Origin of the sequence: Pseudomonas rubra, from assembly GCF_028656935.1 — a bacterium.
Lineage (GTDB): Bacteria > Pseudomonadota > Gammaproteobacteria > Pseudomonadales > Pseudomonadaceae > Aquipseudomonas > Aquipseudomonas rubra.
This window is the reverse complement of sequence record NZ_JAMDGZ010000094.1, coordinates 1-9,064: the sequence shown is the minus strand read 5'-3', so window position 1 is coordinate 9,064 and position 9,064 is coordinate 1. Positions and strand designations below refer to the sequence as shown.

Genomic DNA, 9,064 nt, shown 5'->3' with positions numbered 1-9,064 from the left:
CTATTCAATAAGTTAGATCCGTGGGTTGAATCGCTTAACAATCAGTCATTGACAAAAAAGGGTTGACGTCGTATCCCGTAACATTAGCATTGACAGGAATCTTTAGGCCAAAGGATTCCTATGTCGTCTTACCGAAACGCCGGGCATGCGGGTAGGTTGGTGATCATCCCTCGATTGCGCGAAGCATTCGCAGAGCTGCATGTCGCCGCCCCACCTACGCATGCCATTCCTATCCTGCTGGCGCAAGCAGATCCGCCCGTGGAGCTGTTCAGGATAAATGAAATAGGCGGCGACAAGGGGGAGCGGGATGTCTTCAACTTCCCGTTTCTCTTCCATCGTGACGGTCGGCCTTGGGTTGAAGCTAACTCATATCTCCTGAGCCTCGTCCAGCATAAACACAATAATTCGAGACCAACCGACGACGCGCGGCGAAGGGCCAGCCGCCTCTTGGATTATCTAATGTTCTGCGAGGCTAACAGTATTAATTGGCTCGATTTTTCTGGGAAGCGGCCAAGCCACAGGCCAACCTTTCGGTACTACCGCCACCTCCTTAATAAAGGGGGAAAAGGGCCAGCGGTGGTTAACCAGTACACAGGAGTGGTGTATGAATTTTACAAGTTTGTCTCGGAAAAATGGCACCCGATCGACTTGTCTCGGGTGGACAACGTAAAGCAGATCAAGCTCATGCTGCAAACGGCTACTGGAACGCGCACCATGTCTGTTGAAAAGCGTGGCCAGACTCGACCTGTGCCTAGGAAAAGTCCAGTGCCGATAGGCTTCGTTCGTGATGATGGTGAGGATTTACGGCCTTTAACAAATCAGCAACTTTCTGAAATGTTGCAAGTTATCGAAGCTGACGATTGGTCGATGCAAGAGCGAATGATTTTGCTAACTGCGCTTATGACCGGTGCTCGTAAGCAAAGCGTGCTTACACTGCGTGTACGGCATTTGCGAGCCTTCACAGAAACGAATCTTCAAAACGATGGAACGTACTTGGTTTATGCCGGCCCTGATACTGGTATCGATACGAAGTTTGATAAGCCGCAGGTACTGCGTTTTCCTAGGCAATTGGCTGCTGATCTGACGCTCTGGGCCAAGAGCCCTCTTGCAAAAAAACGACGTTGGATGTTCTTGCAGGCTATGGAACGGGATTTCTCAGAGCTTCCGCCGTTGGATGAAGAAGATCTTTACCTTTTCATGTCTGATCAGGGGAATTGCTACTACATGGCGGAAGATGATCCACGCTACCCAGTCGTAAAATCCAGGCCGACAGGACAGGTAACAGAAACCATAAAGCGTAAGCTCACGAAGCACGTTTCGAAAAAATTCCCTACTTCTTTTACGTATCACTGGCTTCGGGCAACCTACGCCTACCAGCTTTATCAGCATCTGATTCCTCTCATGAAAAACGGCAGCTTGCAGCCTGGGGAGGAGATCTCGTACATCCAAACGCGTCTGCATCATGCCGACAGGGAAACGACTGAGAACTATCTCAAACTGTTCAGTATGCACTCGGACAAGCTGGCTGCGCAGGAGAGTTACGAAAACCGCCTTTTCAAGTTTTCTGGGTATGAGGATCTGATTCTGGGTGGTGCTGATGCTTGATGCTGGAAAGCTTGAGGTTCGAGCCACTGAAACTATAACGATTTCTGATATTGGAAACGGCCAGGAGTTTCTCTACCCGGAAAAACTGCGAATCCAGCTTGACTCTAGACTTCGAGTAAGTCCAGTGGACTTCGGCGCGTTCGCTTACACTGTTCGAGAACTGCGTGGAGCTGATGGGTACGCGGTTGATTTGTCCACGCTTTTAGTGGGGCGCCGAGAAATTCTGCGTGTAATTCTCGATTACCTGTATGTGTCGGGAATGAGTGAAACAAGCATTCAGATCTTTATCAAAACCTTTGAAGCTGTGATGCGCTGGTGTGATGCCAACGGGCATTCAGGGTTATTTCTGTCGCCCGACACCAGTAGGGATGCGTACATTCAGTATACAGAGCACCTTCGACGCCAGCTGCTTGTTACTGGAGAGTTGAAGCCCCTTACGTGCATTAATCGTCAGCGGGCTATGCGAACGTTGATAGAAATCGTACACCGTGACGATTCCGCTTACATTATCCGAGGAGTCGTACCGATAAAGGTAGTTAGGGAAGGCCGAAGCCCTCCTCAAGAGTCTGATGTGCGTAGGTATCTGGATACCTGCATCAGAATTGCAACTCAGTTCAGCAATTTCTTACTTGATGGAAAGCCCTATCCTTTAGTGGTGAAATTTAGTGACTATGAAACGTCTATTTTGCCCTTTGCTGGAGCCCAGGTGACGCCGTATTCACCTGGTAGAATTTCGAACACCTTGTCCCCTGACGGTAAGAGGGTCTCCACAGTTCAAGAATATATAGAGGCGACTCAGGCATACCCATCAGTAGCTAACCGTTGCATTGATTACGCACATCGCATCATTGAAGCAGCAAATACCGACCTTAGGTGTGAGCACCGCATGTGGCTTGCTTCGATGGCAATCAACGCCTACGCCTGCATTTTTAGCTTGATAACAGGTGCAGGAGCCAGCGAATTCATCCAGTTCGAGTACGATGAAGCTATCGATATTGAAAAATCGCTAGTAAAAAAAGAGCTTACTGCGGTTAAGTTTAGAGCTCGCGGGGTGACTACTCGCTATGCAATCGGTAGGGGGCACGGTCGAGCACTTCTTCGCAGCTATTTAAAGCTCAGGGAGTGGGTGTTGGATGGCAAGGAAATGGAATACCTTTTTTTTACGATGAGGAAAAGTGGCGTCTACTTGGGTGAATATCAGCAGCTCGCTAACAATTTTTCAACCAGATTTTTTCAACGTCTGCGCGGTATTTTTCTACCAAAAGATGCTAAAAACATCCCTCCCGGATCGGTGCGGAAATTCAAAAGCTCGATTTTACATGAGTTAAGAGTTTCAGTTTCGCTGGTAGCTGACACCCTCAATCATACCGAAGCGGTGAACATAGCGAGCTATACGGAAACGTCCGTCGAGAAGCAGCAAGATGAATTCTCAGCGTACTGGCAAGCCATTCGAAAAGCTGCGGACGTCGTGCGAGATCGAATATCACAGGAGAGCATGTCTACTGTAGTTGGTCACTGCGAAGAGATGGAGCATCCAGTACGCATATTGGAAACAGTGCCAATTGAACCCAGCTGTACGACACAGTATGGGTGCCTTTTTTGTAAGAATTATCTTTGTCATGCAGATGATGAGGATTTACATAAGTTGCTCAGCCTGAGTTACGTAATCAATTCCATCCGAGACACCGCCAAGGACATTAGTCATGCCGAGAGGCTTTTTCGCGAGTTATCCATCAGAATTGATGTAATCGTGGAGGCTGTGGCCAAGAGGTCAGCTGAAAGTGCATTGTTGGTCGAGCAGGTAAAGCGCAGAGTAGATGACCTGGGTATTTTGACCCCTTTTTGGGAAAAGCGATTGCACCGCTATGAAAAGCTAGGGGTCGTATTTTGAGCGAGAATTTTTTCAGTACGTTGAGCAATAGTGCTGAGGGCGTTTCTTTAAAGGTGCTGAACTCATATGGTGACGGCTTTGGCCCTCCTCCAGACGATTTCGTATTGTGTCGAGGCGCCGATAGGAATCCCACTGCTGTTTATGGCGAATTGAAATGGGATCTGAACCCTCTTCGTCTAAGGGCAAATCGAATCGCTTTAATTCGATTCGATCTGTTCTTTGAGAATGATGGGCCCGATGAGGAAAGCCTGATAAACGAGGTAAAGTACCTGGTATTCTGCCTCATGATGTTCATTGGCGCCGGTCATATCGGAAGGCTCAGTGCGGGCTCGATTAACCAGTATGTTTTAGTTTTAAGGTCGCTTGCACGTTTCTGTTTGAGCCAAAAATCAAACAAAATGGTCGGTGTTCTCTCCCTCCAGGACCTATTCACGACGCCGGTTTACCTTGCTGCTTTCCTAAAGGCAAACAGGGGGATCGGCACTAGCCAGCGTAAGCTCCTACGCTCGCTAATTAGCCATCTGGTAACGCTAGGCGAAGAACGATTAGGGTATCGAGTCCACGGAGTTTTCGACCTTGATTATGGAGACCCCAGACAGAGCAATCAGCATCCAGTTATCCCTACTAGAATTTATTTAGAGCTCATCAATCTTCTGGGTGATTACGTTCACCAGCTCTATGAGGGGGTGGGGTCAATTGAAGCGTTTCTCGCCTCGTTTAAGCATCCAGGTTATGGCATGACACGTCTGCACCAGCTTCGTGTTCTGGGAATTTCTCATGCAGATGTGCAGGGGACGCTTGCGGAAGTAATAACAGATCATGGCTTGCAGTCGGTGTTCTCTGGAGATTTCGAGTGTAAAGGTCGTGGGGTCTTGTCCTCGGCCATCCTCAAGATGCAGTGGGCTCTCAAGACAATGATCCACGCCTACACAGGCATGCGAGATCAGGAGGTCTTGCGTCTGCCTTACGACTGCATTTCACAGGATAAAGCAATAGCTGAAACCGTTGACGACGCTGGTGTTGTTAGGGACAACGCTAGAATGGTTAGCCTGATATCGACAACCACCAAATTCACGGGATATCGAAAGAGCGAGTCATGGCTGGCATCTGAGGAAGTGATAAAGGCCGTGGAAATCGCTCAGGCCATATGTCGGGGCATTTCGGCGCTGTATGGCACCGATCCAAAAACGATGCCGTTGTTTCTCAATCCAGCGATTATTAGCCGATCAGCCACACTACTAGGGGTATCGCTTTGGAACGAGGAGTCAAAGCCGCTGCGTCTGATACAGAGAATTCTGATTGACACAGCTGATCATGAGGAACTTTGCGCCACAGACCCAACTCGCAACTTCATGGCGGAAATAAAGTTTAAAGTTGGTAGTCCTTGGCCTTTGACTTCTCACCAATTTCGACGGTCCTTGGCGTTCTACGCTAGCAGTAGTGGTTTCGTTTCTCTTCCCAGCCTTAAGAAACAGTTCAAGCATCTGACGAGCCTGATGACTCGCTATTACGCGAACCATTTTGAAAATCTCAAAACGATTTTTGGGTTCTACGATTCCGAAAAAGGGAAGTTCATCCTCCCCAAAAACCACATTGCATTTGAGTTTCAGATGGGGATGCCTATGAGCGTCGCCTACGATCTCGTGGTTGAACTGCTAGGTACTGATAGCCCTCTGTTCGGTGGAGTCGGTGGGTACGCTGATAAGCAGCGGCAGCGACTTGACAATGGCGAAGTGTCGATTGCTGATGTTCGTTCAGAAACAGCAAAGCAGATTAAAAATGGGCATCTCTGGTATCGTCCAACGTTGCTTGGTGGGTGTACCAAATCGGGTCAGTGTGACGAATACATGCTGGGAGATTTCACGGCGTGTCTTTCTTGCGAAGGTGCGATCATCAAGCCCGAAAAAGTTTCTGATGCAATTGAAGAGGCGGAGATAGAGTTGAGTGGATATGAACCTGGTACAGGTGAGTACGAGGTCACCCGTAGCGAGCTGAAGCGCCTTCAAAAATTCAATCAGCGGCTGATACCTGTTGCGGAGGTCGAATGACTATTGATTTGCCAAGTAACCCCAAAAAGGGTTTGGCTGCTTGTTACGACGCATTTGACAGGCTTAAGACGGGTAAGCCTATCGTTGCTGCTCACGTGGGACTGCTTCCAGGGAAAATCACACCTGGAGTGGTGAGCTTTGAGGCAGGCTTTGATCGAGGTTACCTCAAAAAATCTCGGTCAGCGCATCTGGCACTGATAGCTCAGATTGAAGCTTTCCGCCTTCAATCTGAGTTAGCTAGGGACTCGAAAGCTAATGAGGTGCGTCGTGCCCGAAACAAAGTCGCCAAGGTTGAGACTGAGCTGGAGCAGATGCAAAAGCAACTCTACGAGGTGCTAACGCAAAATCTGCAATTGGTCGAACGCGTGCGTGAGCTTGAATCTGAACTGGCAAAGCAGGCAAAGGGGAAGGTTGTGAGCATCTAGGAACGAGTGCGCCAAGGTGCGAAATGACCATCCGTTTGCATTGTCACTGATCGGTCAATTGTGTGCTGACCAGGCGTTTGCATCGGCATTGACCAGCACAGTTCGCGCCCTCGACCGACTGTAGCCGACCCATAGCAGCCCTTGGCAAAGGCAAGCTTTGGGTCAGCAGCGAAATATATTTGCCAGCTATAAACAATTAATTGAATTGTCGCTTCCCCGGAAGTCTTGTCTCAATCCGTCCGCTCGGGCTCTCCTATGCTTTTCAATAGGGCGTTATACTGAATTGCGTCAGAAGCGTATATTTTGTCTAAGACGTAGTTTGCTACCCTAGCGATCTCGGGAACTTCAACTGGCTTGAAGCTTCTGTCTGGTACTTCCTCCAGATGAGAGAACTCATTATTGAGCCGGTTGACAAGGGCAATAGCCGCGTCTTCTTCTTCCCCGAAGAATTTTTTTATTCGCTCAAGGCTGTCGCTTTTGTTGTCGTGGTGGGGGTACTTGAAGAAAAGGAAAGCCTCAAGGAATTTTCTCAAGTTGTTGCCGAAGCCAAAGAACGGCTCGTGGCTAATGTGTGCAGTCGACTGATCTCTGCACTTGTAGATCTGATGGAATAAATAATGGAATTCGGTGATGTAGTCTCTGAGATAAGACGGCATAAGCAAAATACTACTCGCGGCTCCATTGCGCTCAACCATGAAGTGCTCGTGATCATGGCTGTTTTTTTGCTTACCGCCACCAGCATCTATTTTCTTCGATGGAATGGATAGTCGCTTAAGATATTTCAAAAAGTCCAAGTTGTGTGTAGAAATAAAAAGCTGTTTGTATCGATAGGTGTTTGAGCCGTCGGATTTTTTTACAGGCTTGGCAATCAAGCTCTCAATTAAGCTGAACATGAAAAATATATGGTTGCTGTCGAGGCTCGAGATTGGATCATCGATGTAGATTATTAATTCTTTACCTTTGCTCTCGGGTGCATCTAGCTTTGCGATAAAATAGCAAAACGCAATCAAGCTACATTCGCCTTCGCTCAGGTTGTACGCTGCCTTTCCATCTCGTGTGATCTCAAATTTGACGGTTGCCTTATCTGCACTGTCACGAGGTTCAAGCTTGAGGCCGTCATGGCCAAAGAAGTTATTTAGCAGGGAGTTGACACGTCCAGCCCCCTTGCGCTCATCTCTCTGCTTATTTCGCAAGTTTTGGACTTCGACTTCGGCGTCGCCAATTTTTTTTGCGGAATCTGTATAGGTCGTGTCTGCGGCATCAGCTTCAGTTTTGAGATTTGCTATTTTTTTAAGTTCCGCATCATAGGTAATTGCATCCGCAAATGTAGATACGTCAGCCAGGCGAAGCAAATCTCTGGCGGTAGCCTTATCTTTTTCCAGAGTTTTTGTTTTGCTGTTGTTAGTGGTAATTAAATCATTGATAGCGTCCACATGCTGCTGAATTTCTTTGGGGTTATGCAGTGAAGGCGGCAGGGCCACGGGTTGGAAAAGATTGTTTTTTCGTGATTCTAGTGACTTCTTGAGAGTCTCCAAATCTTTCTTATAGGTACCTAACTCGTTCGCAAGCGCCTGGCTGCTTACGTTAAAGGTGGAGCGTTCCTCTGCGTAGAGGTCATCGCTTCTCAGCGTGACTAAGCCAGCCAGAGCTGCAATCTCGCCTTTCACAGCGGTGATTACACTCTCCAGATCTGTTTCGAGATCGCCTGATTCTTTGCTGAAATGCTCGTCGAGTACTTGCCATATATCATCAGGCAAGCTCTGTCGGCAAAAGGCACATACGTCCCGCTTATCACGGTGATGAGTGATACCTTGCTTAACCCACAGCTGCAGTACACTGTCGTTGAGTAGTTCCTGGATAGGCTTGGTCGGAGTGATTGCTTTGGACAGAAGTGGATCAGCTTGGCTTTTCAGAGAGTCATAGTTTAGTGCAATCGCAAGCGTGCTTGTGATATCAGGCAACGCCTCTTGCTTGAGCAGCGCAAGCTTTCCAGCTTGCTCCTGAAGTGTCAGTGGAGCAAATCCGGACTTTTGGGTAGTCGCAATGTCGCGTTTAATATTTTCAATGTTGTAAACTGGAACGCCATATTGAAGATTCTTCTTAATCTTTTCAGCAGCGTGTGAGCGCAGCTTCCCTTCCAGTGCGCTTTGAGCTGTACTGTGGCTGGCCTTAGTGCGATCCCGCTCTTTTTTTCTTGCTTCAAGGTCAAAACGAAGACCGGATTTGGCCTCAACGCTGCCCAGCTTGGCCTCGATGGCAGCAATAGCCTCATCAATCTCCTTGTTCTGTTCGCCGACGATGGCGAAAGTTTTGATCTCCCCACCGACATCTTGGTTGACTAGGAAACTCAAGTTCTCAGCCACAAAATCGCGGTTGTAGACTCTCACGTCATAATTATGAGTCAGTAGTCCCGAACAGGTGACCGCGCCCTGGTCGCCTGTAACAGTGAAGGACGAGCCTGTGTAGTTTGTCGGGAGCTTGCCGGTTTCCAGTGCACGGAAAATACGCGAGAGGGTCGTCTTGCCCGAGTAGTTGCGCCCGTAAAGAATATTCAAGCGCTGGAAAGTTTTAACATTTTTTCCGCTATCCCGGACGGTCTTCTTCCACTCAAGGCCTGAAAAGCTGCCGAAGCTTGCGATGTCTATCTGAGTGATCACTGGTCCATACCTACCTTGGTGGATTTTGGTTTCTTGTAGCCGATTTTTCCCCTACTTGGAATGCTCTATAGCAGATCAGTGGAACTGGCTGGCTGGCTGGTTTGCCCCCCTCACGAAGAACTGCTCTGGGTCGACTTCTGCCGGTCAAGGGTACGAAGCGCTCTGGTCAAGTCCGATGCAAATGAGTGGTCAAATCGAATGCAAACGGGTGGTCAAATCAGTGCAATTATCCACCAAGGACCTTTTTGTCAATGCTCAGCGTTTATCTTCAACCAGAATTCCTCTCGATGTTTGTCAATGTATGGCCTTATTGACATAATGCAGTCAACAGATTCAATGATGGTTGACTGTCAACCTAAGGAATGGATAGGTGCGGTTTCGACCAGCAAAATCTGGATTTTTGGACTGTCAATGGTCGTGTCACGGTTATGATACCGG

At 48.2% G+C, this 9,064-nt stretch carries 5 protein-coding genes; 4 read left to right on the top strand and 1 reads right to left on the bottom strand.

Annotated features, from left to right (window positions below; genetic code table 11):
- The first annotated feature begins 120 nt into the window (after positions 1-120).
- From M5G17_RS27270 to M5G17_RS27255, 4 genes are read left to right on the top strand one after another with little or no spacing between them, the layout of a single operon-like run.
- Complete coding sequence (locus M5G17_RS27270; RefSeq protein ID WP_273895954.1) at positions 121-1,605, top strand: site-specific integrase; 1,485 nt, start codon at positions 121-123, stop codon at positions 1,603-1,605.
- Positions 1,598-3,496 (top strand): hypothetical protein, encoded by a 1,899-nt coding sequence (locus M5G17_RS27265; protein WP_273895953.1) that lies wholly within the window; start codon positions 1,598-1,600, stop codon positions 3,494-3,496. The genes M5G17_RS27270 and M5G17_RS27265 overlap by 8 nt, the downstream gene beginning before the upstream one ends.
- Complete coding sequence (locus tag M5G17_RS27260; protein WP_273895952.1) at positions 3,493-5,544, top strand: integrase; 2,052 nt, start codon at positions 3,493-3,495, stop codon at positions 5,542-5,544. The genes M5G17_RS27265 and M5G17_RS27260 overlap by 4 nt, the downstream gene beginning before the upstream one ends.
- Entirely contained in the window at positions 5,541-5,969 is a 429-nt protein-coding gene (locus tag M5G17_RS27255) for a hypothetical protein (protein WP_273895951.1), read from the top strand. The genes M5G17_RS27260 and M5G17_RS27255 overlap by 4 nt, the downstream gene beginning before the upstream one ends.
- A gap of 230 nt (positions 5,970-6,199) precedes the next feature.
- Here M5G17_RS27255 and M5G17_RS27250 read toward each other — a convergent pair whose 3' ends face one another.
- Positions 6,200-8,626, bottom strand: a complete 2,427-nt coding sequence (locus M5G17_RS27250) for an AAA family ATPase (RefSeq protein WP_273895950.1) — start codon at positions 8,624-8,626, stop codon at positions 6,200-6,202.
- Positions 8,627-9,064: the final 438 nt, after the last annotated feature.